We start from the raw sequence: 26,819 nt of genomic DNA, 5'->3' as shown, positions 1-26,819 counted from the left end.
TCCGGGGAGGGTTGGGGTGGGGAAACATACAACTTGACAAATGACTCTTTCTTTTTGGCGTTACTTACATTTGGCTTTGGCTGTATTTTCTGCTGCATTTTTAGTGTTGGCGTCCGCAACTGGTGTCATACTTGCCGTAGATGCCATACAGGAGAAAACACCGCCATACAAAGTAGAAAATTTTGAAAAAATAACACTCGAAGAAACTTTACCAGCACTAAAAAAAGCGTATCCCGAAATAACGGAATTGAATGTTGACCACAATCAATTTGTGACCCTGCAAGGTATTGACTGGAAAGACAATGATGTTAATGCTTACATCGACCCAAGAACTGGAAAAATACTAGGAGAACCCATCAAAAAAAGTGCGTTTATCCAATGGACAACAGCGCTCCATCGTTCTTTATTCCTTAAAGAAACCGGGCGTTTTTTTGTTGGTTTTATTGCCTTTTTGTTAATATTGATTTCCATTTCGGGTTTTGCTTTGATACTCAACCGTCAAAGAAGTCTTCGCAGTTTATTTTCTAAAATTGTAAAGGAAAATTTTGTACAATATTACCATATTTTTTTAGGTCGATTATCACTGATTCCAATTCTGATAATTGCACTTTCGGGTACGTATTTAACCTTGGAAAAGTTTAATTTTTTCTTCGAAAAAACAGATGTAGAAGAAAAAACCGAAATAGCAACACGTACGTCTATTTCAAAAAAAGAGACTCCTATTTCAGTTTTTAAAAACACGCTTCTGGCTGATGTTAAAAAAATTGAATTCCCTTTTTTAGATGATCCTGAGGAATATTATAGCATTACATTGCAAGACCGAAAAATAGAAGTCAACCAAATTACTGGCGCAATAGTGCGTGAAATTCCTTTTCCATTGCAAACTTTAGTGTCAGACTTGAGTCTTAATTTGCATACCGGTCGCGGCAGCATTTTATGGGCGATAATTTTAGGAGTAGCAAGTTTAAACATTTTATTTTTTATCTACTCCGGTTTTGCCATGACGTTAAAACGAAGAGCGAGCCGAATTAAAAATAAATACAAAGCTGAAGACAGCACATTCATTTTACTGGTAGGTTCCGAAAATGGAAGTACGTTACTTTTTGCCAATGCCATTCAGAAACAATTGCTTGCCAACGGAAAAAAAGTTTTTCTTACCGAAATAAATAATTATTCAGTTTATCCGATAGCAGAGCATCTTATCGTATTTACTTCAACCCACGGACTGGGCGATGCGCCTTCGAATGCGGGTAAATTTATAACACTGGTCAATAAAACTGAACAAAATCAAAAAATCAATTTTGCGGTCGTTGGTTTTGGGTCGAAAGCGTATCCTGATTTTTGCGGTTTTTCCCGTGAAATTGATACCGTATTGGAAAAACAAAATTGGACTGAACGCTTATTAAAATTACAAACCGTAAATGACAAATCAGCGGATGAATTTGTAAATTGGGTTAAATTATGGAGTGCCAAAACAGGAATTCCACTTTCGGCAACTCCATCTTTATATAGTACAGTTCCAAAAGATTTGCAAAAGCTAACCGTACTTGATAAAACTGCCATTTCTGATACGGAACATACTTTTTTACTTACATTACGTTCTAATAAGAATGCTAAATTTACTTCTGGGGATTTACTGGCTATTTATCCTTCAAACGACAATCAAGAACGCCTCTACTCTATTGGAAATCATAACGGCAACATACAATTAGTGGTAAAGCTGCATCCTTCTGGTTTGGGTTCAGGCTATTTATATGGCGTTAAAGAGGGATCTGTTTTCAAGGCACGAATTATTAAAAATCTATCATTTCACTTCCCGAAAAAAGCATCTAAAGTAGCACTGATTTCAAATGGAACCGGCATTGCTCCTTTTCTGGGAATGATAGAACAAAATAAGAAAAAAATTGAAATTCATTTGTATTGTGGTTTTCGAAAAGCAACTGAAACTGTAATAGTATATGAAAAATTTGCTGCTGAAATGATTCAAAAACAGCAACTTAAAAGTTTTCATGTGGCGTTATCCCGCGAAGTAAACCATCACTATGTAATGGATCTAATCAAACGAGATGCTGATTTTTTTATGGATTTACTGTCACAGGGAGGCGTTGTAATGATTTGCGGTTCTCTTGCGATGCAAAAGGACGTGGAAGCGGCTCTTGATGCACTCTGTCTTGCGAAAGCAACTTTGAGAATTGCAGATTATAAGGCTAATAGACAAGTGCTGACGGATTGTTATTAAATCCTCTCCCCAGCCTTCTCCAAAGGAAAGGGAGCCGAAACTAAATTGAATTTACAATAACTACTGCCGTTTTTGTAGAATTGCTCCGCGTGAGTGATGGCAGTGAAGCTCTTTTTTTGAGAGGCTTTTTTCAGCCACTCAAAAAAAAGCAGGAACGTACAGCACGACCCGAAGTTTTTACGCAGGGTCACGCCCAAATAATTTTAACATTGAATTTTATGTCTGGAAAATACTTCTTTTTGCTGATTGCGATACTTTTTTTGAGTCAAGGAAATTATGCACAAATCGGACGAAAAAGAACCACCTTACTTATGGGCGGTCGATTTGACATTACCATTGTAGCGAAGGATTCATTGTCAGCAGAACAAAACATAGATGCTGTTATTGCAGAAATTACACGAATAGAAAATTTGATTTCCGACTGGAAACCGGACTCGCAAGTATCAGAAGTGAACCAAAATGCGGGTATTCGGCCGGTGAAAGTGGACAGGGAAGTTTTTGAATTGACGCAAAGAGCGATTCGGTTTTCTGAAGTGACTAATGGCGGTTTTGACATCAGCTTTGCGGCAATGGATAAAATCTGGAAGTTCGACGGCTCCATGACTGAGATGCCTTCGGCGGAAGCCATTCAAAAATCGGTTGAAAAAGTAGGCTACAAAAATATAATTTTGGATAGCGTCCAATCCACCATTTTTCTAAAACTAAAAGGGATGAAAATTGGATTTGGCGCATTAGGAGAAGGATATGCCACCGATAAATGCCGGAATATGATGCTTGCAAAAGGCATTCAAGCCGGAATTATAAACGGATCAGGAGATATGAGCACTTGGGGAAAACGGCCTAATGGAAAAGCTTGGAATATCGGTATTACGAATCCTTTTCATCCTGAAACAATTTTAGCTGTTGTACCATTAGAACAAGATGCCGTAACGACATCAGGCAGCTACGAAAAATTTGTTGTTTTTGACGGCAAACGCTATTCACATATCATCAATCCAGCAACGGGATATCCCGCTACAGGCTTATGCAGTGTGACGGTTTTTGGTCCAAATGCTGAAATGGCAAACGGTTTAAGCACTTCATTGATGGTTTTAGGGAAAACAACAGGACTGCTTTTGCTCAACAAATACCCTGATTATAGTTGCGTCATGATTACAGATGATAGAAAAGTACTGAAATCAAAAAACTTCCGAATCAAGAAATTTAAGACCAAGTTCTTAGAAATTAAATAGTGTACTACAAAGCATAAGTACCACATCCAATTGTGTATGAAAAATAATTTTTACTCATAAACCATTCCTGATTATTTACCCAGACTATTTAAATTCAAAAAATAATTCTCTAAAAAATCGATTCTTTTGTCGCTTTATTTTTGATCATTTTGATTTTAAGCTTTACTATTTAAATAACCTAAACTCTTTGTTAGTTTAGCTTTTATGTTACTTATTGGATTTGTTCCTCAGCACTACTTATCGTTCGAATTTGTCTTAACATAAATTAACATAAGACATTTGCAGCGCTTTCAGACACAATTAACCGCAGGCACAACCGTCAAATGTTACTTTTAAGGTTTAAAAAATGAATTTTATTAAGAATTATTTAATTTTTTAAAAATATAAATACCTACAAAACAATACCTTATAATTAAATATAAATATTATTCATATTTAATCTAAATAAGTTTTGCAAAACCACACCTGGGTTTTATATTTGCATTATTATTTTTAATTATTCCAAATAAACAATCATGAAATATATTTTCCTTCCCACATTAACCCTTTTATTTAGTCTATCGTGTTTTGCGCAAGAATCACTAAATGCATCTGACGATAAAAATTTTGATGACCCTTTCGAATCAATAACGGATACCATAAAAAATAAAAAAGGTGGAATTCTTAAAGAAGTTATTGTTATGGCCAACAAAGAGAAAAAGGTAGTTTCAGCATTAAGATCAGGATTAAAACCAATGGACACTCCGCAAAGTGTTCAGGTTATTGGAGCTGAAATAATTGAGCAACAGCAAGCCATTCGTCTAAGTGAAGTTATCAAAAATGCTAATGGTATTTATGTAGGTTCTGCACGTGGTGGCGCTCAGGAATCGTTTTTCTCAAGAGGGTATGATATGTCAGCCAACAATATGTTTAAAAATGGTTTCCGTTATAATGCAGGTTCTATTCCGGAAGTTTCAGGTTTAGAGAAAGTGGAGTTTCTTAAAGGTGGTTCTGCCTTATTGTACGGAAACGTTGCTCCGGGTGGAATTTTAAATTTGGTAACAAAAACGCCTTCTTTCAAAAGTGGAGGAGAAATTACAATGCAAGCAGGGAGTTATTCCTATTATAAACCATCGATTGATTTCTACGGACCTTTAAATAAACATATCGCTTATCGATTTAATGCGTCGTACGAAAACTCAGAAAGCTTTAGAGATTATGTCAAAAATGAGCGTATTTATATAAATCCTTCATTTCTTTTTAAAGTAAGCGATAAAACTCAAATTACGGTACAAGGTGACTATCTTAGTGCCGATTGGACACCTGATTTTGGGACTGGAATAATTGGTAAAACAATTTTAGATTTGCCCCGAAACACGTATTATGGAGCGCTTTGGTCAACAGGTAAAACAAAATCATCCAGTGCTTCAGTATTGGTCAATCATGATTTCAACAACAACTGGAAATTAAGTTTTAATTCTTCTTTTCAGTCTTACAACAGAACTCAAAAATCGACTGCACAGTTAAACTCGATTGATGCCAATGGAAATTGGAAACGTGGCTTGACACAAGCTGATGCTTCTGAAAAAATATTTGGAGATCAATTGAATTTACAAGGAACCTTCAACACTGGAAGCATCAAACACCAAATATTTACAGGAGTTGATTATGAAAATTCTATGGCACCAAGTTATACTTTTGGCTTCTATGCCAATCCAAATGGTACGAAGGCTTTAACCACTGAAGCAACTGCCATAAATCTATTCAATTACGATTATAGCACACAAAGCCTCACCTCGCCATATTCAACTAGAGGAACCCAACTGGCTACTACAGATACACAACGTTTTGGAGTATATGCGCAAGATTTAATTTCCATTACTGATTATGTTAAGGTTTTGGCCGGACTGCGTTGGTCATGGCAAGAAAGTGAGGTCACAACCTCCAAAGAAGTGATAGGGAAAGTGAATGGAGTTGACGCCATTACAACAACTCTAGATAATGCAACCGCTACAACTGGAACTAAAAACTTAAACAGAGCCTATTCCCCAAAAGCGGGACTGGTAATTCAACCAAATAAAGATTTGTCTTTGTTCGCTAGTTACTCGAACTCATTTACTCCTAATAGCGGAACAACGGTAGATTTGCAACCGTTAAATCCTTCTATAATAGATCAATTCGAGGTGGGTATCAAAAAAGATTTTTGGAAAGGTATTTTAAGCACCAATGTAACAGCATATCAAATCTCAAACAATAATTTAGCTCAAACTGTTTTGTTTGCGGCTGACGGTGTAACACCTAATGTAAATACGAACTTAAAAGAACTGGTAGGGGGAACAAAAGGAAAAGGAATTGAAATAGATGTTACTGCAAAACCAACACTAGGTTTGAACATCATTGCCGGATATAGCTTTAACGAAACCAAAATTTCTAAATCTTCAGGAACAAGCGGAAGTCTTGTAATAGGGGATATTTTAGCAAGAACACCAAAACATACAGCCAATTTGAGTTTTTTCTACAAATTGCCTAGCGGGGCACTGAAAGGGCTTACTTTTGGAGCCATCGGGAACTATATTGGTGACCGAACAGGAGGTTGGAATGACCGTTATGTATGGACAGAAAACAAACCAGTAACTGCTCCAAAAACATATACTGTGACTATTGAAGACCGTGACATTCCATTAAAAGGGTATACAACAATTGATGTTTCTGCAGGTTATGAATGGAAGAAATTCTCCATCTTGTGCAAACTATCTAATGTGACAAATGAGTTGAATTACACCGTACACGAAAATTACAGTGTAAATCCAATCGCTCCACGTCAAGTATTGACAAGCTTGAAATATAAATTCTAAAACCTTACTTAGGTTGTATTTTATCCAAAGTTTTCCTGTCCCTTTCATTTTTTTGATAAGCAGAAAAAGTTTTGAATTTTTTAATAAAAAAATCCCATCTCCTTTTGACCGGAAATGGGATTCTATATTTTAGAAGAATTTGAAGTTATTTCAAACCCGCCAAACTGTGTTCGATAGTTTCAATTTTTGCCAAAGCGTCGGCTTCTTTTTGTCTTTCGTTTGCCAATACTTTCTCTGGCGCACCAGCCACAAATTTCTCATTTGCCAGTTTGTTTTGAACCGATTTCAAGAAACCTTGCGTATACTCCAACTCTGTCGTAAGTTTAGCAATCTCAGCTTTTACATCAATGTTTCCGGTTATTGGAATGAAATATTCATTTGATTTTACACGGAAAGATAATGCTCCGTCCACTTTATCTGAAACATATTCTAATGAAGTAATATTCCCTAATTTTGTTACTACCGAATCAAAATAAGTGGCGGCTTTGTCATTATTTACTACTTTCAGTTCGATTGTATCTTTGAAAGGAATATTTTTGTCTTTACGAATTGTTCTGATCCCAGAAATCACTTCAATTGTATTCTCAAAATCAGCAATTAAACTGGCGTTGAACGGTTTCATTTCCGGCCAAGTTGAAACGATTAATGCTTCTTCTGTAGTTCTTTGAGCAAGAATTTGCCAAATTTCCTCTGTCAAGAACGGCATAAACGGATGCAATAATTTCAAGTTATTTTCCAGCATTGCTATGGCTTTCGCCAAAGTTACGCTGTCAATTGGCTGTTGGTACGCTGGTTTTATCATTTCAAGAAACCATGAACAGAAATCGTCCCAAACCAATTTATAAATTGCCATCAACGCATCGGAAATTCTATATTTTTCAAAATTATCTTCGATTTCCAAAAGCGTTTGTTGCGATTTGGCTTCATACCATTCAATCGCAACTTTTGATGATTCCGGTTGCGGTATGGCATCCGAAACTTCCCAACCTTTTATTAGTTTGAACGCATTCCAGATTTTATTGGTAAACGCCTTTCCTTGATTGCACAATTCTTCATCAAACATAATATCATTTCCTGCAGAAGCGCTCAAAAGCAATCCCACACGAACTCCATCAGCTCCAAATTTTTCGATTAAATCCAAAGGATCCGGGGAATTCCCTAATGATTTAGACATTTTACGTCTTTGCTTGTCACGAACCAAACCAGTCAAATATACATTTGTAAATGGTTTTTTGCCTGTATATTCATAACCTGCTATGATCATTCTCGCTACCCAGAAAAACAAAATATCCGGACCGGTAACTAAATCATTCGTTGGATAATAATATTTAAAATCTTCACTTTCCGGATCCATAATTCCGCCAAAAACAGACATTGGCCACAGCCAAGAGGAAAACCAAGTATCCAAAGCATCAATGTCTTGTCTTAAATCTTTTGTTTCAAGTTTCAAGTTTAAAGTTTTGGCTTTTGCCAATTCTAAAGCATCTTCTATATTCTCGGCAACCACAAAATCTTCTTTTCCATCACCATAGAAATACGCAGGTATTTGTTGTCCCCACCACAATTGACGCGAGATATTCCAATCGCGAATGTTGTTCAACCAGTGTGCGTACGTATTATTAAAACGAGCAGGATGTAATTTAATATCACCATCGACCAAAACGGATTTAATAGCCGGTTTTACCAAATCTTCCATTTTCAAGAACCATTGGTCAGACAAACGAGGCTCGATTACGGCTTTCGTTCTCTCCGAAGTTCCCACTTTATTCAAGTGAATTTCTGTTTTTGCTAAAGCACCAATTGTTTCTAATTCTTTGGAAATTTCCTCACGAACTACAAAACGGTCTTTTCCTTGGTAATTCAATCCAAAACTATTCAAAGTAGCATCTTCATTGAAAATATCAATAATCTCCAAATTATGCTTTTCTCCCAATGCCTTGTCATTCATATCGTGCGCCGGAGTTACTTTCAAACAGCCTGTTCCAAATTCGATATCGACATATTCATCTTCAATAATTGGAATTACCCTTCCGCAAATGGGTACAATGGCTTTTTTGCCTTTCAAATGAGCAAATCGTTCGTCATTTGGATTAATACAAATTGCAGTATCTCCAAAAATAGTTTCCGGACGTGTGGTTGCAATCGTCAGGAAATCTTCACTTCCTTCGATTTTATATTTTAAGAAATATAATTTTCCTTGTTGTTCTTCATAAATTACTTCTTCGTCAGACAAAGTCGTTTTGGCTTCGGGATCCCAGTTTACCATTCGGTATCCTCTATAAATCAGTCCTTTGTTGTATAAGTCTACAAAAGAACGAATCACCGACGCTGACATATCAGGATCCATCGTAAACTTGGTTCGTTCCCAGTCACAAGAAGCTCCCAGCTTTTTTAATTGATCCAAAATTACACCACCATATTTATCCGTCCATTCCCAGGCATGCGCCAAGAATTCTTCGCGAGTCAAATCATTTTTATTAATTCCTTCCGCTTTTAATTTGGCAACTACCTTTGCTTCAGTTGCAATTGAGGCGTGATCCGTTCCCGGAACCCAGCATGCGTTGAACCCTTTAAGACGCGCTCTTCTAATTAAAACATCTTGAATCGTATTGTTTAACATGTGTCCCATGTGCAAAACTCCAGTCACATTTGGTGGCGGAATCACAATGGTATATGGTTTTCTGTGATCTGGCTCCGAATGAAAATAATTATTTTTCATCCAGTAGTCATACCACTTATTTTCAATAGTTTTAGCGTCAAATTGTGCAGGAATTGTCATTTTATCGTGGATTCGTTTACTCGTTAAATTCAAGTGTTTGTTGCCTATGTTAAACTGATAACAAAAGCAACAGGTACATTTTATATTTTGGTCTAATATTTGCAATTAAATTGCGGAACAAAAGTAAATAATTAAGTAGATTATAAAAAGAGAAATAAAAATTTGTGCATTAATTAAAAGAAACTAATTTTACTAAAAGATTTTAAATAAATGAAAATGAAAAAAACTTTAATTTTATTCGCATTCGCATTGATCAGCAGCATCGGTTTTGCTCAAAATGGCCCTAAAATTGAGTTTGCCGCGAAAGACAACACGATTGATTACGGAAAAGTTACCAAGAATGAAAATGGCTCTCGTGATTTTATTTTTACAAATACAGGTAATGCTCCATTAATTATTACTAATGTACTTTCTACTTGTGGTTGCACGGTTCCTACAAAACCTGATGAACCAATTATGCCTGGAAAAACAGGAAAAATAACTGTAAAATACAACATGGCTCCTGGACCCATCAGAAAAACAATAACAGTTGAGTCAAATGCAGTGAATTACGAAGCTGGTAGAGTTGCTCTGAAAATAAAAGGAGAAGTGATTTCCAATTAATTTTAGACTTAAAAATAAATTAAAAACGCTTTTGGATAATTTTTCCAAAAGCGTTTTATTGTCATAAGATATCGTCCAGCTTAAACCGAAACTTTAAAATTTGGCTTTCCCGTTCAATCTCAATATCAATCCACTTATCTTCTACCGACTTAAAAAGAAAATTGATTTCTTGCAAAGAATATTGATAAGGAATGTTGTTATTAATTTTTATAATAATATCTCCTTTTTGCAATCCTACTTTTGCCGCGGGCGAATTCTTCCTAACGTTAGCTATTTCATAAATAGGTTTCAATTTAAATTTATATTTAAAATCAGTAGTTACACTAACCCCGCCGGATTCATTATATCTCGTACTTAACGGAACTGTTCCCATGCGCACAGTTTCCTGAACCCACTGCAAACCATTGTGCTGTATTTCAACACCACTTTTATTATAACTAAAAGGAGCTTGATAATCACTGTTTTTTTTGAAATAAAGTTGCTGTTCCCTATAATCAAATATGACCGTAAACCGTCTCATGATTTCGCCACCTACTGACCCCATTCGGTCTGGCACCATAGAAACGTTTCTAATTGAAATGGAGTCTGGAAAAGCCACAACCGGATTATTGAAGATAAAATCCCCCATCTGAAATTTCTCAATTCGGGCTCTTTTGCCTTCAACATCGCCACTAAAACCCCTGCCCAAAAAATCATCAAAATTTTTCTCTGGAACTTTAATCCATTTTGAGCGATCTTGAAACAACCAAATTGCATCGCTGTTACCAATATCAACCAATAATTTAACTGTTACGTCACGATTACTCTGATTAATGCTGCTTTTTAAATATGGTTTCGAATTTTCGATAGATATAGGAATGGAGCTAAATTTTTTAGCCATTTTAACTCTGTTTTTATCCGTGTCTTTGTAAACGACAACTCTTCTTTTTCGGTAATCAATTTTGACTAAATTATTTCTAAAAAACTGGTATCCAATAATACCGTTTACGGGAATACCAATGTGAGATGATAAATTAAAATCAGGGTCTAAAACAATATAAAGCATGTGATTTCTATTCTTTAGACTGCTAAATTCTAAAATATTATTTGTCGATTTCAATCCTTCAACAGCCTCTTGGCTTCCTAATCCTTTTAATAGTATTTTTTCAATATTAAAAAAACGGACTTCTTTTTTATCTTCTAAACTGAACAATATAGTTTCAACTACACCAGTGTCCAGCAAAAAATTTAATTCTATCCCATTCACTTTAATAGGTACAAAAACCAAATTGTTGATTAATTTGAAGGGAACACTTATCTTATTTGCTTCTTTTTCAAACTGGAATCCTTGTTGCGAATAAGCTGAACAAACACAGCAGTAGATAAGTAATAAAAAGAGCGGTTTTTTCATTATTTTTTCTTTTCCATAAAATTAATAAATAAATAATATCAAAATGCAGATTTAACAATATATACACCTTTTGATTAGAATAAATTCGGAAAAAAAATTGCAAATTTGCAATTCAATAATTTAAGACTATGCCAACAATATCAAACAAAGGCAAACAAATGCCAGAATCGCCAATACGAAAATTGGTTCCGTATTCAGAAATTGCCAAGAAAAAAGGAAATAAAGTATATCATTTAAACATAGGTCAACCGGATATAAAAACGCCAGAAGTTGCCATGAATGCTGTAAAAAATATTAATTTAACTATTTTAGAATACAGTCATTCTGGCGGAAACGAAAGTTATAGAAAAAAATTATCGGCATATTATATCAATCAAGGTATTTCGGTAAATCTCGAGGACATTATAATTACGACTGGTGGATCAGAGGCACTTATGTTTGCCATGGGAAGCACTATGGATCACGGCGATGAAATCATTATCCCCGAGCCTTTTTATGCAAATTATAACGGATTTTCAACGGCTTCAGGAGTTACTGTTGTCCCTGTAATTTCGACAATAGAAACTGGTTTTGCTCTTCCGGCTGTAGAAGATTTTGAAAAACTGATTACTCCAAAAACAAAAGCGATTCTTATTTGCAATCCAGGAAATCCAACTGGATATTTATATTCCAAAGAAGAAATCATGAAACTGGCAGTATTGGTCAAAAAACATGACTTATTCTTAATCTCTGATGAAGTATATCGTGAATTCACTTATGATGGAGATGTACATTATTCTGTAATGAATGTTCCCGGACTTGAAGAACACGCCATTATGATTGATTCTGTTTCTAAAAGATACAGTATGTGTGGCGCAAGAATAGGATGTATTGTTTCTAAAAACAAGGAAGTCATGGCTGCTGCAATGAAATTTGCACAAGCAAGATTAAGCCCGCCAACCATTGAACAAATTGCAAGCGAAGCCGCTCTGGACACACCGCAAAGTTATTTTGACGAAGTAATTTCAGAATATAGAGAACGAAGAGACACTCTGATTGAAGAGTTAAATAAAATAGACGGTGTTATTATAAGCAAACCAAAAGGAGCTTTTTATTGTATCGCGCAACTACCGGTGGACAACGCTGATGCATTTGCAAAGTGGCTTTTAGAAAGTTATGACCTAAATGGTGAAACGGTAATGGTAGCGCCCGCAGCTGGGTTTTACTCGACACCCGGAATGGGATTAAATCAGGTTCGTATTGCTTATGTTTTGAAAAAAGAAGACTTAATAAGTGCCGTACGCATACTAAAAGCAGCAATTCCTGTTTACAATGCAGCCCAAACAAAAGCGTAATTAACGTATACTTCAGTTGTACTCATTGAGTAAACGGAAGTATTTTATAAAAAGGCAATAACACACCCGTTATTGCCTTTCTTTTTAGGTCCAAAAAACAAAAAAAATCTCCTGATTAATCGACAAAGTAGTCTTAAATAATAAGAGCGATAGAAATTCTTTACTTTTTATTATTTATCTTTACCCCTTAAATATTTATACCCACTATAATAGTTGCTTTTAATGATAAAAAACGAAGAATTGCAAGACGAATTAGGAGACAATCATGTTAGTTTATCCGCGAATAATCCAGTAAGAGACGATGCTTTTGACCTTACTGATGATGAAAAAATTGAAAAAATAAAAAAAGACGTCGAGAGTATTCTGATTACACTTGGAATGGACTTGACCGATGATAGTTTAAAAGGCACACCCAATCGTGTTGCTAAAATGTTTGTCAAGGAAATTTTTGGAGGTTTGGATCCTGCAAAAAAGCCAAAAGCTTCCACATTTGACAACAATTACAAATACGGTGAAATGTTAGTTGAAAAAAACATCATCGTGTATTCTACCTGTGAACATCATTTATTACCCATTATAGGAAGAGCGCATGTGGCTTATATTTCTAACGGAAGAGTTATTGGTTTATCTAAAATGAATCGTATTGTGCAATATTATGCCAAAAGACCTCAGGTTCAAGAGCGTTTGACGATGCAAATTGTTCAGGAATTACAAATTGCTTTAGGCACCGAAAATGTAGCTTGCGTGATTGATGCCAAACACCTTTGCGTAAATTCAAGAGGAATTAGTGATATAGAAAGTAGCACTGTGACATCTGAATTTGGCGGAAAATTTAAAGATAGTGTAACTCGTAGAGAGTTTCTCGACTATATTAAATTAGAAACAAAGTTCTAATCCTCTCCCCGACCCTCTCCAAAGGAGAGGGAGCCTAGTCTGGTAAGATCAGAGCAAGATTACAATAATTATTAACAACACATTCACGGCTCAACTCCCTTCCCTTCGGGGAGGGCTGGGGTGGGGAAAACAATAATCTGCAATGCCTTTATACAATACGCAAACGCTTAAAATATACAATTCTCTTTCGGGAGAAAAAGAAACATTTACACCCATTCACGAAGGAAATGTTGGGATGTATGTTTGTGGGCCAACGGTTTACAGCAATGTGCATCTTGGAAACGTGCGTACTTTTATGTCTTTTGATGTGATTTTCAGGTATTTTCTACATTTGGATTACAAAGTGCGCTATGTTAGGAACATTACTGATGTGGGCCATATTGTGGATGATGTGGATGAAGGCGAGGATAAAATTGCCAAAAAAGCGCGTCTGGAACAACTGGAACCGATGGAAGTTGTACAGCGTTATACCGTAGATTTTCACGACATTTTGAATGAATTTAACTTTTTGCCACCAAGTATTGAACCAACGGCAACGGGTCACATTATTGAACAAATCGAAATTATAAAGACTATCATTGAAAAAGGAATTGGTTATGAAGCCAATGGATCCGTTTATTTTGATGTGGTAAAATTTAATCAAACCAATCATTACGGACGATTAAGCGGACGGAATATTGAGGATATGCTTGCCAATACCCGTGATCTTGACGGACAAAGTGACAAGAGAAATCCACAGGATTTTGCGCTTTGGAAAAAAGCGGAAACCCAACATATCATGCGTTGGCCTTCGCCTTGGAGCGATGGATTTCCAGGATGGCACTTAGAATGTACCGCAATGAGCACTAAATATTTAGGCAATCATTTTGACATTCATGGTGGCGGAATGGATTTAAAATTTCCGCATCATGAGTGCGAAATCGCACAAAACGAAGCCTGTACCGGTCAAACTCCAGTTAATTATTGGCTACATGCCAATATGCTCACCTTGAACGGTAAAAAAATGGCTAAATCTACGGGCAATAATATTTTACCAAGAGAAATATTGACGGGAGAAAACACGATTTTGAGTAAAGCTTTCTCAGCATCGGTTGCGCGATTTTTTATGTTACAGGCGCATTACCGAAGTATTCTTGATTTCTCTGATGACGCCATTGTTGCTGCCGAAAAAGGATACAAACGATTAATGGAAGCGATGAATTCATTAAAAGAGATCACTGCTGGCACAAAAAGCACGGTTAATATTGCTGCTTGGAAACAGTCCTGTTATGACGCGATGAATGACGACTTTAATACGCCAATTTTGATCGCGCAGTTGTTTGAAGGCGTTCGATTTATCAATTTATTAAAGGATGAAAAAGAAACTTTGAATGCCGATGACTTAAATTATTTTGCAAAAACAATGCATGCATTTGTTTTTGACGTTCTAGGTTTAGAAGATGAAAAAGTTTCGGACAGCAGTAACGATAAGTTAGAAGGGACAGTGAATATACTTATCGAAATGAGAAAACAGGCCAGAGACAACAAGAATTTTGCTTTGTCCGATCAAATTAGAGACCAATTAATTGCTTTAGGAATTCAGTTAAAAGACGGAAAAGAAGGAACAACATTTAGCATTTAGTCTTCAGTTATCCATTTTTAATGATTAGTGCAGAATTTTAAATTGAAACTAATAAAATATGATTTCAAAAATCCTCATATTTCCTTTTATACTATTAGTTCGATTTTATCAAGTTGCTATTTCTCCGTTTACACCTTCCGCTTGCCGATTTGAACCGACTTGCTCATCCTACATGATCCAAGCCTTACAAATTCACGGTTTGTTTTACGGAGGATTTTTAGGAGTAAAACGCATTTTGAGTTGTCATCCTTGGGGGAAAACGGGCTATGATCCTGTTCCAGAAAAAACATGCAATCACAAACATTAACCTTTTTGAGCATATATGTACTTAAAAACTCTATTTTTACGACTAATAAATAAATTTAACACTAAATGACACACGCTTTAAACATCGTTTGGAATCCATCAGAAGGAATCGATTTAGGCTTTTTTATCATTCGATATTACAGCTTAATGTTTGTAATTGCTTTTGGATTAGGCTGGTACATCATGAAACACATCTTCGAAAGAGAAGGTGAATCGATAGAGAAATTGGATTCTTTGTTTATCTGGACTGTGTTGGCGACCTTAATTGGTGCTCGTTTGGGACACGTTTTCTTTTACGATTGGGAATATTACCGCAATCATTTATTAGAAATTATTTTACCTTTTCGATTTAGTCCGAGTTTTGAATTTACAGGATATCAAGGTTTAGCAAGTCATGGCGCTGCTATTTCTATAATAATTGCCATGTATTTTTATAGCAAAAATATATTGAAAAGACCACAGTTATGGATTTTAGACCGTGTTGTTATTCCTGTAGCGAGTGGCGCCATTTTCGTCAGATTAGGCAACTTTTTCAATTCGGAAATTATTGGTCATGAAACCACATCTTCCTTTGGAATAAAATTCATTAAAGATCATTTTAGTCCGATGGATGCTGTCAATGCAACTCAAATAGCGAATCCTAAAGAGGCTTATACAGCCATTGCAACAGAGCCTAAATTCGCAACTTTACTGGAACAGGTTCCTGTGAGACATCCTACACAGTTATACGAAGCATTTTGTTATATTTTTGTTTTTGCTATCTTGTTTTTTATGTATTGGAAAACCGAAAAAAGAAAATATACTGGATTTATTTTTGGAATGTTCCTCGTTCTTTTATTTACCGTTCGTTTCATAGTGGAATCCGTCAAAGAAAGTCAGGGTGGTTTCGAAAGCGCTTTAGGCTTGTTTTCAACAGGACAATGGCTCAGTATTCCATTTATACTTATAGGACTGTATTTCATTTTTACAGCTCAAAAAGAATTAACGAATTAAAAAATCATTTCGTTTCGAAAAAAAAGCGTTAGCGACATCAAAGTAGCTAACGCTTTTTTTATAGGGAAAATAAAAATCCAAAATCAATGTTTTTTGTATTATAACCGGAATTTTTTTTCTGTAGACCAGCGTTAGAAATGTGACGAATATTTGGCCGTATGTCCAATGTAATTCTGTTAACTTTGCAAGTGAATCCTATGGCTAAAACATCTGCGAAGGCAAAACCTTTAGACAAGCGCTCCGTTTCCGTATCTGTAATCATTGGTCCGATACTTCCTAATACATAAATAGAGGCCGATTTAAAGACTGGTTTCCTTGCCAGAAAGCCAATATTAAAAACATATTCTTTTACATCCTTTAGCTTTGTATACATCTCCCGTTTAGCTTCATAATCCGGTTCATCAGGTGCTACGAAATACAAATTTAAGAGTTGGTGTTTTGCAAAATTAAGCTCTGGTTGCAGTACTAATTCATATTTAAAGCGCTTTGTATCCTTTATTTTGTAATATAATTGCAACTTGAAATATTGGTTCGTATAAGTATAATTTCTATTTTTAAATTCATTTCCTGATCCGTAAGCAAAGCCGAATTCAATTCTATTGCCTTTATCTTGCGCATAAAATGGGATTGAACTGCAAATAACAATTACAATAAGAAGTGCTTTTTTATTCATAGAATTTAGATTTAAAACTCTTCCGCTCTTTACAATCAACTGTTAAATTACGAATTAAAAATCACACTTTGGTTTACAACAAAAAAAAGAGATTCAACTTTCGCTGAATCTCTTTTTATAAAGTATAGAAAAAAATTTTAGTCTTCTAAATGTGCTCTTTCAACCTTGTTTTTATCTTCTTTTGAAATTGTATCCACCAACACCGGTGTTGCGATAAACAATGAAGAATATGTTCCCACTACAATACCTACTAACATAGCAAATATAAATCCTCTGATTGATTCCCCACCGAAAACGAACATTATTAACAAAACAACAATCATTGTTAATGACGTATTGATTGTTCTGGACATGGTTGTATTAATTGACTGATTTACAATATCAGAGAACGTTCCTTTAGTTTTACCTGCTAAAAACTCTCTAACCCTGTCAAATACAATAACAGTATCATTCATAGAATACCCAATAACGGTTAGAATCGCAGCGATAAAATGCTGATCGATTTCCATTCCGAAAGGCATGAATTTATAGCATAATGAATAAATTCCTAATACAAAAATAACATCATGTGCGATGGCGGCAATCGCACCTAAACTATATTGCCACTTTCTGTAACTGATCATTAAGTATAAAAACACTATTGCCATTGCTCCAAGTACTGCCCAATATGCATTAGTTTTGATATCTTCTGCTACCGTTGGACCAACTTTAGAAGCTTGTAAAATACCTAATTTTTTACCATCATAAGAATTAACAAATTTGTCATACGTCATATCTGCTGAAAAATGCTGTTTTAAAGTGGTAAATAATAATTTATTCACTTCTTCATCTGCTTTTATTCCTGGTTCTTGAACTTTAAATTTGGTAGTTATTTTTAATTGATTATTATTACCAAAAACTTTTACTTCAGCACTACCATCAAAAACTTTTGCTAATTCTGCTTTTACAGTTTCTGTTTCAATTGGTTTTTCAAAACGCACTTGGAATGTTCTTCCTCCCACGAAATCAACTCCCTGATCTAGACCGTTTGTTGCTAATGAAATAACACTAATAATTACAACGATACTGGAGAACAAATAAGTCCATTTTTTCATTCCTAAGAAATCAAAATGAAAGTTATTGAACATATTTTTAGAAAAATTTGTTACAAAAGTCAAATTGTTCTTTTTGCTTATATTCCAGTCAATGAAGATCCTTGCAATAAAGATTGAAGTAAATAAAGATGTTACTATACCGATCAATAATGTAGTGGCAAAACCTTTAATTGGTCCTGAACCAAAAATAAATAACACAGCTCCAGTTAAAATATGGGTTACATTCGCATCTGTAATGGATGACATCGCACCTCTCCAGCTGTACGAAGTTTTAACCGCTTCTTCCAGAGTTTTACCAGCACGCAATTCTTCTTTTGCTCTTTCGTAAATAATGATATTTGCATCCACTGCAGTACCCATTGTAAGAACAATACCAGCAATACCCGGCAATGTTAATACTGCTCCAAGACTTGCTAAAATTCCGAATAAGAATAATAAGTTAACCGCTAGTGCAACATTTGCATACCATCCGGCTTTACCATAATAAATCATCATCCAAAGTGATACTAAAAGTAATCCGATCAGAGCGGAGTTAGTACCATTATCAATTGCTTCCTGACCTAAGGATGGACCCACAACCTCTGACTGTACAATATCTGCAGCTGCAGGAAGTTTACCCGCTCTTAAAACATTTGCTAAATCTTTAGTTTCTGTTACATCAAAAGCTCCTGAAATTTCAGATCTACCACCTGATATTGGGCCCGTAGAAACTCCAGGTGCGGAATAAACGATATCATCAAGAACAATAGCGATATTGCTTTTTTGAGTATATGCTCTACCAGTTAATTCTTCCCAAGCTTTTGCACCTTGACCGTTCATTTGCATAGAAACAGCCGGTTTACCACTTTGATCAAATGTATCGCTTGCATCAGTAATTACGCCACCGCTCATTGCAGGCACATTATCTCTATTTCCTTTTAAAGCGTATAATTCTACAGCATCAACATCTTTTGCTTTAGCATCTTTTATTATCATTGGTTTACCCCAAACAAATTTTGCATATCGTTGGTCACCGGCTAATAAAATTCTGATATTAGCTCTTTTCAAATATCCGTTTACAACGGCAGTATCTTTTGGAGAGAAAAGTCCCAAAACCGGACCTCCGCCTTGACCAATAATTTTATCAAATAAAGGATTTTCTCCTTTTTTAGCAGCAGTTGAATCTTTAGCATCAGTAAGTAACGCACTTAAAGAATCTTTCACAACTGGTTTTACTTCAGTCGTATTGATTTCAGTTTTTTTCAATGACTCATTAGCAGCCATTAAAAAGTTACCTATTTCTTCAATTTTGTATGTTTCCCAAAACTGTAATTGAGCTGTGCTTGATAATAATTTTTTAGCACGATCTACATCTTTTGCACCTGGAAGTTCAACAAGAATTTGACCTGAATTTCCTAATTTTTGAATATTAGGCTGCGTTACACCAAACTGGTCAATACGTTTTCTTAAAACTCCAAAAGCACTTTCTACAGACTCATCTACTTTTCTGGAGATAACCTTTTTTACTTGTGCATCCGTCATTTGAAAATCTACTCCACCTTCACCTTGCAAACTTCTGTTCGCGAAAATATCAGGAGAAGCTAATTTTACAGTTCCTTTTGAATTGGCATCAAAAGCATCAAAAAACTTATCTAAATACGATTTATTTCCTTGTGAATCTGCAGTCGCATCAGCCAAAGACTTATTGAAAACTGGGTTTTTAGAATTATTAGATAATCCTTTTAAAATATCTTTAACAGATATTTGAAGTATAACATTGATACCACCTTCTAAGTCAAGACCTTTATTGATCTGCTTATCACTTACTTCATTAAAAGTAAAATTAGTGAACCCAAGATTAAATACTTCTTCTTTACCAATAGAATCTAAATATTTTACTTCTTTGTCAGCATTTCCATTAGCAAAAGATTTTGCATCGTTTTTTACTTTGCTTGCGACAAAAGTGAAAGAAAGTTGGTAAATACTTACCAATGCAAATAGAATTGCGAAAAATTTAATAAGTCCTTTATTCTGCATTATTACTAAAAATTAATTATTTTTTATTTATTTATTTTTGCTTTAAACCTTGTAAAACAACATTTTACATCCATTTTTAAATTTAAAAAAGAATCTCAATAGTTACTTCATTTTTTTTAAACCGAGCAAATATATAATTAACGTTAAGATTAACCAATTTATTTATAGATTAATCTCAAGAAAAAGACTGCAATGATGCAGTCTTATCTTTTTTCTATGTAAATTTTATACCAAAATCGATTTTAAAGCGTCATTCATTTGTCTAACGGCATCAGCACTTTTAGCAAATAAGGTTTTTTCAGCATCATTTAGTTTAATGTCAAGAATTTCTTCCACTCCATTTTTACCAATAATACATGGAACACCAATACAGATATCATTTTGACCATATTCTCCTTCAACGAAAACAGAACAAGCGATCATTTTCTTTTGGTCATTCAAAATACTATCCACCAAAAAAGCAACTGAAGCTCCCGGAGCATACCAAGCCGATGTTCCAAGAAGTCCCGTAAGTGTAGCTCCACCTACCATAGTGTCCGCAGCTACTTTTTGCAATTGTTCTTCCGAAAGAAATTGTGAAACTGGGATTCCGTTGTAAGAAGCTAATCTTGTCAAAGGAATCATAGTAGTATCACCGTGCCCACCAATAACCATTGCTGAAATATCATTAGCAGGTTTGTCTAAAGCCAAAGATAAATATGTTCTGAAACGAGAACTGTCTAAAGCTCCACCCATCCCAATAATTCTATTTTTTGGCAATCCAGTAGATTTCAATGCTAAATATGTCATGGTATCCATAGGATTTGAAACCACTACAATAATAGTATCCGGCGAATGCTTCAATACATTTTCAGCAACTGTTTTCACAATTCCTGCATTAATTCCAATTAGTTCTTCACGAGTCATTCCTGGTTTTCTTGGAATTCCTGATGTAATTACCACTACATCACTTCCTGCTGTTTTAGAATAATCATTGGTAACACCTGATACTTTGGTATTAAAACCTGTATTAGTGGCACATTGCATGATATCTAATGCTTTCCCTTCAGCAAAACCTTCTCTAATATCCAATAACACTACTTCGCTGGCAATTCCTCTATAAGAAATTACATCCGCACATGTTGCTCCTACATTTCCTGCTCCTACAATGGTAACTTTCATATTTTAAAGTTTATTCGGTTAATTGTTAATTTGGTTACTTGTTTTTGTGTTAATCTATTCAAATAAAAACGAACGATTACATTACGTTACGCATCGATATTTGCGTAAACTGCATTTTTCTCAATAAATTCTCTTCTTGGCGGCACCTCATCACCCATTAACATAGAGAAAACTCTATCGGCTTCCGCCAAACTGTCAATAGTTACCTGACGCAACGTTCTAAAACTTGGATCCATTGTGGTTTCCCATAATTGCTCTGCATTCATCTCTCCAAGACCTTTATAGCGTTGAATTCCTGCGCTTCCGCCCATTCTTTCATTTGCTTGATCACGTTGTAAATCATTCCAAGCGTATTCTTTCTTGTTTCCTTTTTTGACTAAATATAAAGGTGGTGCTGCAATATATACGTGCCCTTCTTCGATTAATTCTTTCATAAATCTAAAGAAGAACGTTAAGATTAAAGTAGAAATGTGACTACCATCGACATCGGCATCACACATAATGATTACTTTATGGTAGCGTAACTTTTCAATATTTAATGCTTTACTATCCTCCGCAGTTCCTATTGTAACGCCCAGTGCCGTAAATATATTTCGAATCTCTTCGTTTTCAAAAACTTTGTGATGCATTGCTTTTTCTACGTTCAAAATTTTACCACGTAACGGTAAAATAGCCTGAAACGCACGATCACGACCTTGTTTTGCGGTTCCTCCCGCCGAATCTCCCTCGACAAGGTATACTTCACATTTTGCAGGATCTTGCTCTGAGCAGTCTGATAATTTTCCTGGTAATCCACCGCCACCCATTACGGTTTTGCGTTGTACCATTTCACGCGCTTTTTTGGCTGCGTGACGCGCTTGTGCTGCAAGAATTACTTTTTGAACAATAATACGGGCGTCATTTGGATTTTCTTCCAAATAATTTTCAATCATTTCACTGACCGCTTGACTTACCGGAGAAACAACCTCTCTGTTTCCAAGTTTGGTTTTAGTCTGTCCCTCAAATTGTGGTTCAGCAACTTTTACCGAAATAATCGCCGTTAATCCCTCTCGGAAGTCATCGCCGGAAATATCAAATTTCAATTTGTCTAACATTCCAGAAGCATCTGCATATTTTTTTAGTGATCTGGTCAAACCAGTTCTAAAACCTTGCAAGTGTGTTCCTCCCTCGTGCGTATTAATATTGTTTACATAAGAAAAAATATTTTCCGTGTAACTGGTGTTGTAAATTAAAGCCACTTCAACTGGAATTTCTCCTTTGTCATTATCCATGGAAATAACATGCGCTATGATTGGCTCACGATTTCCATCTAAATAGCGGATATATTCTTTAAGACCTTCAGTAGAATGAAAAATTTCTGAAACAAAATTTCCTTCTTTATCTAATTCTCTTTTGTCTGTAAAAGTAATTGTAATTCCTTTATTTAAAAAAGATAATTCACGCATACGAGCGGATAAAGTATCATAAGAAAACTCTATTGTTTGCGTAAATATGCTTGGATCCGGATAGAAAGTTACAATAGTTCCTCTCTTAGTAGTTTCCCCAATTTGCTTAACTGGATACAACGCCTTTCCTTTTTCATATTCTTGCTCATATACTTTTCCATCACTACTGTGAACAGTAGCTCTCAGATGATTCGATAAAGCGTTTACAACAGAAACCCCAACACCGTGAAGTCCTCCAGAAACTTTATAAGAATCTTTATCAAATTTTCCTCCAGCACCAATTTTGGTCATTACAACCTCCAATGCCGACACACCTTCTTTTTTGTGAATCCCTACCGGAATACCACGCCCATTATCTTCAACAGAAACGGATCCATCTTCATTAATATCAACTATTATGGTATCACAATGGCCTCCCATTGCCTCATCGATAGAGTTATCTACAACCTCATATACTAAATGATGTAGTCCTCGAACACCCACATCTCCGATATACATCGAAGGACGCATTCTTACGTGCTCCATTCCTTCTAATGCCTGAATACTATCTGCTGAATAACTGTCCTTCTTGATTTCTTCGCTCATATATATTTTATTCTAAAAAATGTAATTTTTGTATAACACGCAAATATATAAAAACGCAAATTATATAACCGTTAAAATCCCTTTTTAAGCCCTTAAGTTATTAACATTTGTTCATATAATTATAAAAAAAATGCTCTCAAAATTGAGAGCGTTCTTCATTTACAAATATTGAAATTATTGTTTCAAACCGTAATTCCTGTTTTAGCAATTTCGGTATCGGCTTTAACGTGCGCTGCATTGGCTCTTCCGCTTGGATCTAGGTTTTCTTGCCATTTTGGAATCCATTTCCTAACCGTTTGTGCGGCACTTACTTGTGGGTAATATTTATTAAATATCGACCTGTATAAATAGGCTTCTTTAGTTGTAGGAGAATTGTATGTAAATTCAGTCGCTGCGCCCGATAATTGCTCATCCGTAACTTGTGTCGCACAATAATCAATCAATTCATCAATCCATTGATAACCCACACCATCTGAAAATTGTTCTTTTTGTCTCCACAAAACTTCATCCGGGAGATACGGGTTTTCAGGAGTATCAAATGCTTTTCTTAAAATATATTTTTCTTTTCCATCGTACGTTTTAGGCATCTTTTCTTCTGTTTTGATGCGAACAGCGATTTCCAAAAACTTTTTGTCTAAAAACGGAACTCTAGTCTCTAATCCATGAGCCATCGTTGATTTATCGGCTCGTAATAAATCGGCAGTAAATAATTTCTGTACTCTTTCGATGGTTTCCTTTTGAAAATCTTCAGTTGAAGGTGCATTTCTAAAATACAAATACCCTCCAAAAATCTCATCGGCTCCTTCTCCTGAAAGCACCACTTTTATTCCCAAATCCGTAATCGCTTTTGATAAAAAATACATGGGCGTACTTGCTCTTATTGATGTCACATCATACGTTTCAAGATGCCAGATTAATTTATCCAGAATTTTAATTCCTTCTTCGACAGTGAAATGAACTTCATGGTGTTCTGTTTCTAAAAATTCCGCCACTTTTCTTGCAGCGGCCGCATCCGGAGAATCCGCATTTAAACCTATTGAGAAGGAATGCAATTTTTTACCGGTTTCAGCCAATAATCTGGAGGCAATTGCTGATGTCAAAGAAGAATCCAATCCTCCTGAAAGCAACACTCCAATTGGCACATCGCTCATTAACCGTTTACGAGTCGCTTCGGTCAACGTCTCTCTAATTAATTTTAAATCTAACTCTTGGTCGGCTTTTAAATAATCTTCGTATTCTGGTTTGTAATACTTAACAAAACCCGTTTTTTGAGTGTAATAATGTCCCGGAGGAAAAGTAGAAAAGGTTCTACATTGATCCGCAATAGGTTTCATTTCAGAGGAGAAATAAATTCTTCCTCTTTCGTCTAGTCCATAATACAATGGTTTCACTCCCAGCGGGTCCCTGCTGGCAATAAAATCATCTCCATCAACAACTACAAAAGCCCAGTCTCCATCTAAACGATTGCAAAAATCGTAGCCAAACTCCTCGTACAAATGCACAATAACCTCTGAATCTGATTTGGTTCTAAAAGTATGCCCGTTCAAAACACCATCTCTTAATTCCTGATGATTGTATATTTCGCCATTATGTACCATGTAGGCCGTTTTTGTGCCTTGTATCGGTTGTTTTCCGGAATGTAAATCGATTATAGACAGCCTTTCATGACTTAAAATATGTCCTTTTTCAGTCACATGTACGTCACTTTCATCCGGACCACGATGCGTCATTCTTTTTGAAAGTTCCCCAAAAAATTGTTCATCTTTTCCCCTTCCGATAATGGCTAATATTCCGCACATAACATTAAATTTTAATTTTTTTACCAATTCAACTTGACAAATATGCGATAGCAGTTACAAATACAAAACATAATTCGTGTATTTAGTTGCTTTTTAAAACAAAAAGATGCGTTTTATCTTAAAAATGTAATTCAAACAACACTAAATTAAAACAGCCTATTACAACTGTAAATCATCAAATTTATTCATAGCTATTATTTAACTTTCTGACCTTTTAGATACGTGTTCGTTGGTTTCATTTTCACTATCTTATTTTCTTCCACTTTCATTAAATCCTGATCAAACATTACAAAATCAGCCCATTTCCCAACTTCCAAACTTCCTTTTTCTTTTTCTTCGAAATTAGAAAAAGCGGCCCAAATGGTCATTCCTCTTAAAGTTTCGGCTCTGGTCAAAGCATTTTCCATTTGAAAACCACCTTTTGGATATTCTTTACTGTCTTTTCGGGCTACGGCAGCATGAAAAGTTAGCATCGGATTCACTTCTTCCACAGGAAAATCAGTTCCAAGAGCTACCATTCCAGCTTTTTGAAGTAGTTTTTTGTAGGCGTAGGCATTTTTTAATCTTTCTTTCCCCAATCTGTCTTCAGCCCAATACATATCTGATGTGGCATGTGTGGGTTGAACCGAAGGAATAATTCCGAATCTAAAATAGTCAAAATCAGCTTCACGCAGAACTTGCGCATGCTCAATTTTCCATCTTCTGTCTTTTGTGCCTGTCAAAACTTCTTTGTATATTTTCAAAATCACCGTATTTGCTGAATCGCCAATGGCATGTGTATTTAACTGAAACTTTGAAGCCGCAATTTGTCTCGCTACTTCTTTTAATTCTGGAACTGGTGCCAGCAAAGCACCATATTGGTCGGGCTTATCAGAATACGGTTTGTGCATGCAAGCGCCACGCGAACCCAAAGCACCATCGCCATACATTTTAAAGGAACGCACATTTAGATTATCCGTTTTATAAATTCCTTTATTTAAATATAAATCGATATTTTTTTGATTTGCTGTCACCATAGCATATACATTTAGCTTCATCAATTTTGCTTTCTGCAAACTATCCATCAAATGAATAATATCCGGATCCAATCCTGCATCATTCACGGTTGTCAATCCGTAATCAAACATCACTTTTTCGGCATCCAATAAGGCGGCAATTTGTATCTTACGAGTTGGTTTTGGAATTATCTTAAACACTAATTCCATTGGATTATCTACTAAAATTCCTGTTAGTTCCCCGTTTGCAATTTCAATCTGACCGCCAACAGCCTTCGTATCTTTCGTAATTCCAGCTAACTTCAACGCTTTGCTATTTACGATTATTGCATGCCCGTCTACTCTATTCAAGACTACAGGAATATCAGGAAATGCGGCATCTAAATCTGCTTTTGTTGGATACTTTTTGACTTTCCAATCGTTCTGATCCCAACCATTCCCAACAATAAACGTTGGATTTTTATCTTTTTGAAAAGTCTTTAAGCGTGTAATTATTTCGTCCATACTTTTAGTTCCACGCAAATCAGCTTCTTGTAAACTTAATCCATAGCTATAAAAATGGCAATGCGCATCAATTAAGCCAGGGTAAATGAATTTTCCCTCCGCTTGTATCGTATTTTTAGATTCGTATTGTTTTGTAATTTCACGATTAGTACCAATAGCCACAATTTTGCCCTTATCTATTGCCATAGCCGAAGCGGTCTCAAAAGAGTTATTGACCGAGTAAATCGTTACATCGGTAATAATGGTATCAACGGAAATTTTATTTTTTTGATCACAAGAAATCAATAAGAATAAACCAAAGAATAGTGTAATAAATTTCATA

Annotated in this window: 17 protein-coding genes; 9 read left to right on the top strand and 8 right to left on the bottom strand. The window is 35.4% G+C overall.

What is annotated here, in order from left to right; all coding sequences use genetic code 11:
• Nucleotides 1–40: 40 nt before the first annotated feature.
• The 3 genes from ACP7AV_RS08540 (at nt 41) to ACP7AV_RS08530 (ending at nt 6,305) form a co-directional block, all read left to right on the top strand.
• Nucleotides 41–2,239, top strand: coding sequence for a PepSY domain-containing protein (locus ACP7AV_RS08540; RefSeq protein WP_426091589.1), 2,199 nt, complete (start codon nt 41–43; stop codon nt 2,237–2,239).
• A 218-nt stretch (nt 2,240–2,457) separates the two neighbouring features.
• Nucleotides 2,458–3,471, top strand: a complete 1,014-nt coding sequence (locus tag ACP7AV_RS08535; protein WP_426091588.1) for an FAD:protein FMN transferase — start codon at nt 2,458–2,460, stop codon at nt 3,469–3,471.
• Nucleotides 3,472–3,986: 515 nt separating this feature from the next.
• A complete protein-coding gene (locus ACP7AV_RS08530; protein ID WP_426091587.1) occupies nt 3,987–6,305 on the top strand; it encodes a TonB-dependent siderophore receptor in 2,319 nt (772 codons plus the stop codon).
• A gap of 145 nt (nt 6,306–6,450) precedes the next feature.
• On the opposite strand, the gene ACP7AV_RS08525 is transcribed toward ACP7AV_RS08530, so the two are convergent.
• On the bottom strand, nt 6,451–9,084 hold the full coding sequence (locus tag ACP7AV_RS08525; protein WP_426091586.1) for a valine--tRNA ligase: 2,634 nt from the start codon (nt 9,082–9,084) through the stop codon (nt 6,451–6,453).
• 216 nt (nt 9,085–9,300) lie between these two features.
• Between ACP7AV_RS08525 and ACP7AV_RS08520 the strand changes: the two genes are divergently transcribed.
• A complete protein-coding gene (locus ACP7AV_RS08520; RefSeq protein ID WP_426064308.1) occupies nt 9,301–9,687 on the top strand; it encodes a DUF1573 domain-containing protein in 387 nt (128 codons plus the stop codon).
• Nucleotides 9,688–9,748: 61 nt separating this feature from the next.
• Here the strand turns inward: ACP7AV_RS08520 and ACP7AV_RS08515 are convergent, their stop codons facing one another.
• A complete protein-coding gene (locus tag ACP7AV_RS08515; protein WP_426091585.1) occupies nt 9,749–11,077 on the bottom strand; it encodes a PDZ domain-containing protein in 1,329 nt (442 codons plus the stop codon).
• 128 nt (nt 11,078–11,205) lie between these two features.
• Between ACP7AV_RS08515 and ACP7AV_RS08510 the strand changes: the two genes are divergently transcribed.
• The 5 genes from ACP7AV_RS08510 (at nt 11,206) to lgt (ending at nt 16,225) form a co-directional block, all read left to right on the top strand.
• On the top strand, nt 11,206–12,411 hold the full coding sequence (locus tag ACP7AV_RS08510) for a pyridoxal phosphate-dependent aminotransferase (protein WP_426091584.1): 1,206 nt from the start codon (nt 11,206–11,208) through the stop codon (nt 12,409–12,411).
• 222 nt (nt 12,412–12,633) lie between these two features.
• Nucleotides 12,634–13,305: a GTP cyclohydrolase I FolE gene (gene folE, locus ACP7AV_RS08505; RefSeq protein WP_426064311.1), complete on the top strand. Its 672-nt coding sequence runs from the start codon at nt 12,634–12,636 to the stop codon at nt 13,303–13,305.
• Between the two features lie 142 nt (nt 13,306–13,447).
• On the top strand, nt 13,448–14,926 hold the full coding sequence (cysS, locus tag ACP7AV_RS08500; RefSeq protein WP_426091583.1) for a cysteine--tRNA ligase: 1,479 nt from the start codon (nt 13,448–13,450) through the stop codon (nt 14,924–14,926).
• Between the two features lie 58 nt (nt 14,927–14,984).
• Nucleotides 14,985–15,233 carry a membrane protein insertion efficiency factor YidD gene (gene yidD, locus ACP7AV_RS08495; RefSeq protein WP_426091582.1) on the top strand — a complete coding sequence of 83 codons (249 nt, stop codon included), beginning with the start codon at nt 14,985–14,987 and terminating at the stop codon, nt 15,231–15,233.
• 65 nt (nt 15,234–15,298) lie between these two features.
• Nucleotides 15,299–16,225: a prolipoprotein diacylglyceryl transferase gene (lgt, locus tag ACP7AV_RS08490; protein ID WP_426091581.1), complete on the top strand. Its 927-nt coding sequence runs from the start codon at nt 15,299–15,301 to the stop codon at nt 16,223–16,225.
• Between the two features lie 58 nt (nt 16,226–16,283).
• On the opposite strand, the gene ACP7AV_RS08485 is transcribed toward lgt, so the two are convergent.
• The 6 genes from ACP7AV_RS08485 to ACP7AV_RS08460 all read right to left on the bottom strand — a co-directional run bounded on the left by ACP7AV_RS08485 (nt 16,284) and on the right by ACP7AV_RS08460 (nt 26,818).
• Entirely contained in the window at nt 16,284–16,898 is a 615-nt protein-coding gene (locus ACP7AV_RS08485) for an acyloxyacyl hydrolase (RefSeq protein ID WP_426091580.1), read from the bottom strand.
• Between the two features lie 137 nt (nt 16,899–17,035).
• Nucleotides 17,036–20,008 (bottom strand): protein translocase subunit SecDF, encoded by a 2,973-nt coding sequence (secDF, locus tag ACP7AV_RS08480; RefSeq protein ID WP_426091579.1) that lies wholly within the window; start codon nt 20,006–20,008, stop codon nt 17,036–17,038.
• 225 nt (nt 20,009–20,233) lie between these two features.
• Nucleotides 20,234–21,169 (bottom strand): malate dehydrogenase, encoded by a 936-nt coding sequence (gene mdh / locus ACP7AV_RS08475; protein ID WP_091203887.1) that lies wholly within the window; start codon nt 21,167–21,169, stop codon nt 20,234–20,236.
• Between the two features lie 86 nt (nt 21,170–21,255).
• Nucleotides 21,256–23,199, bottom strand: coding sequence for a DNA topoisomerase (ATP-hydrolyzing) subunit B (gene gyrB, locus ACP7AV_RS08470; protein WP_426091578.1), 1,944 nt, complete (start codon nt 23,197–23,199; stop codon nt 21,256–21,258).
• A gap of 182 nt (nt 23,200–23,381) precedes the next feature.
• The gene (gene asnB / locus ACP7AV_RS08465; protein WP_426091577.1) at nt 23,382–24,998 is read right to left on the bottom strand and encodes an asparagine synthase B; all 1,617 of its coding nucleotides are present in this window, start codon (nt 24,996–24,998) and stop codon (nt 23,382–23,384) included.
• Between the two features lie 194 nt (nt 24,999–25,192).
• On the bottom strand, nt 25,193–26,818 hold the full coding sequence (locus ACP7AV_RS08460; protein WP_426091576.1) for an amidohydrolase: 1,626 nt from the start codon (nt 26,816–26,818) through the stop codon (nt 25,193–25,195).
• Nucleotide 26,819 lies beyond the last annotated feature (1 nt).

Source organism: Flavobacterium sp. DSR3-2 (assembly GCF_049896525.1).
Classification (GTDB): Bacteria; Bacteroidota; Bacteroidia; order Flavobacteriales; family Flavobacteriaceae; genus Flavobacterium.
Note: the sequence above shows the minus strand (reverse complement) of the source record. Positions and strands in the feature narration are given on the sequence as shown.

What these genes read in the sequence shown, in the direction of transcription:
- ACP7AV_RS08540 (WP_426091589.1), top strand. Translation starts at nt 41, where the DNA reads ATGACTCTTTCTTTTTGGCGTTACTTACATTTGGCTTTGGCTGTATTT.
- ACP7AV_RS08535 (WP_426091588.1), top strand. Translation starts at nt 2,458, where the DNA reads ATGTCTGGAAAATACTTCTTTTTGCTGATTGCGATACTTTTTTTGAGT.
- ACP7AV_RS08530 (WP_426091587.1), top strand. Translation starts at nt 3,987, where the DNA reads ATGAAATATATTTTCCTTCCCACATTAACCCTTTTATTTAGTCTATCG.
- ACP7AV_RS08525 (WP_426091586.1), bottom strand. Translation starts at nt 9,084, where the DNA reads ATGACAATTCCTGCACAATTTGACGCTAAAACTATTGAAAATAAGTGG.
- ACP7AV_RS08520 (WP_426064308.1), top strand. Translation starts at nt 9,301, where the DNA reads ATGAAAAAAACTTTAATTTTATTCGCATTCGCATTGATCAGCAGCATC.
- ACP7AV_RS08515 (WP_426091585.1), bottom strand. Translation starts at nt 11,077, where the DNA reads ATGAAAAAACCGCTCTTTTTATTACTTATCTACTGCTGTGTTTGTTCA.
- ACP7AV_RS08510 (WP_426091584.1), top strand. Translation starts at nt 11,206, where the DNA reads ATGCCAACAATATCAAACAAAGGCAAACAAATGCCAGAATCGCCAATA.
- folE (WP_426064311.1), top strand. Translation starts at nt 12,634, where the DNA reads ATGATAAAAAACGAAGAATTGCAAGACGAATTAGGAGACAATCATGTT.
- cysS (WP_426091583.1), top strand. Translation starts at nt 13,448, where the DNA reads ATGCCTTTATACAATACGCAAACGCTTAAAATATACAATTCTCTTTCG.
- yidD (WP_426091582.1), top strand. Translation starts at nt 14,985, where the DNA reads ATGATTTCAAAAATCCTCATATTTCCTTTTATACTATTAGTTCGATTT.
- lgt (WP_426091581.1), top strand. Translation starts at nt 15,299, where the DNA reads ATGACACACGCTTTAAACATCGTTTGGAATCCATCAGAAGGAATCGAT.
- ACP7AV_RS08485 (WP_426091580.1), bottom strand. Translation starts at nt 16,898, where the DNA reads ATGAATAAAAAAGCACTTCTTATTGTAATTGTTATTTGCAGTTCAATC.
- secDF (WP_426091579.1), bottom strand. Translation starts at nt 20,008, where the DNA reads ATGCAGAATAAAGGACTTATTAAATTTTTCGCAATTCTATTTGCATTG.
- mdh (WP_091203887.1), bottom strand. Translation starts at nt 21,169, where the DNA reads ATGAAAGTTACCATTGTAGGAGCAGGAAATGTAGGAGCAACATGTGCG.
- gyrB (WP_426091578.1), bottom strand. Translation starts at nt 23,199, where the DNA reads ATGAGCGAAGAAATCAAGAAGGACAGTTATTCAGCAGATAGTATTCAG.
- asnB (WP_426091577.1), bottom strand. Translation starts at nt 24,998, where the DNA reads ATGTGCGGAATATTAGCCATTATCGGAAGGGGAAAAGATGAACAATTT.
- ACP7AV_RS08460 (WP_426091576.1), bottom strand. Translation starts at nt 26,818, where the DNA reads ATGAAATTTATTACACTATTCTTTGGTTTATTCTTATTGATTTCTTGT.